Raw genomic sequence first — 1,092 nt, forward strand, 5'->3', positions numbered from 1 at the left:
TTTTTGCAATCTATTGTATGATCTTTATATTTATCAGCTTAGAACATTTTACTTCTAATATATGGCTTAATCGATGCTTAGTACTGAGTTTAATGTTTCTAAATGGGATAGGCATATATGTTGGACGTTTTTTAAGATTCCATACAGTTTATCTGATTACACGACCATTAACGATTACGCATCAAGTGTTTGATGCCATCGATTTAAAAAGTGTTATTTTTATTATGCTTATGGTATTATTACAAGCCATTCTTATATTATTTGTGAAAGGAGTACGATTAATAAAATGATTCGCATACTACTCCTCTTAGTCATTGTGATTATATTACAAGTAATAATTAAGCATTTTCTTAGTGACATAGAGTTAGATTCAAAGTATAAAAATATGATTACTTATGTACCATTAGGTTTAGGATTGTTTTTTGTTCAAAATGTCTATTATGAACGTAAGTATCCACATTGGGAGGTACCACTTAAAGAAAAGCTGAATTTAAAATATATTTATCTTTTTACTTTCTTAGAGTTTGTTGCGATATATATTTGTTTATTTGTGATGAAAAATTAAATATTATTGTCAATACATTCTTTAAAATGACATAAATATAACGCAATTCGTTCGATTGACTTTAAAAATAATACCAAATGAGTGTATAATAGATTTAGTCTAGACTTGTTTTTTGACAAAACAAATCTAATGTACGCTAAAAATTAAAAGGAGGGACAATAATGAAAAAACTTTTAGTTACGACTATTATTGGTTTTGTAGGCTATATTGCTTTCAAAAAATATCAAAATAAAGTAAACGAAATGCCAAATATTGAATATTAATCATATAAAACGAGATATTTCTAATATAGAAATATCTCGTTTTTTTGTCTTAATATGTTGGTATGCAAGAGAATTAATCATAATTAAATTGAATTGTTATAGTTAAAAATATTATTAGTTAAAATTATAATTATAATAATTCAATTAAGTATTATACATATTATTTTGAAAAAGATATATAATAAATATACTTATTTGAAAATTATCTTTGTAAGTACTTATATTAATATGTATATATCATATTTAATTTCGATAATTGAAAAT

General features: G+C 23.4%; 2 protein-coding genes. Both read left to right on the forward strand.

All coding sequences use genetic code 11. The annotated features are described in order from the left end of the window. Positions 1–290 (forward strand): DUF1361 domain-containing protein (locus CD034_RS11430; RefSeq protein WP_258026833.1); only part of this gene is annotated, 290 nt, incomplete at its 5' end. 436 nt (positions 291–726) lie between these two features. Next, positions 727–828, forward strand: a complete 102-nt coding sequence (locus CD034_RS07205; RefSeq protein ID WP_017175470.1) for an SE2200 family small protein — start codon at positions 727–729, stop codon at positions 826–828. Positions 829–1,092 lie beyond the last annotated feature (264 nt).

Source organism: Staphylococcus hominis subsp. hominis (assembly GCF_002901845.1).
Classification (GTDB): Bacteria; Bacillota; Bacilli; order Staphylococcales; family Staphylococcaceae; genus Staphylococcus; species Staphylococcus hominis.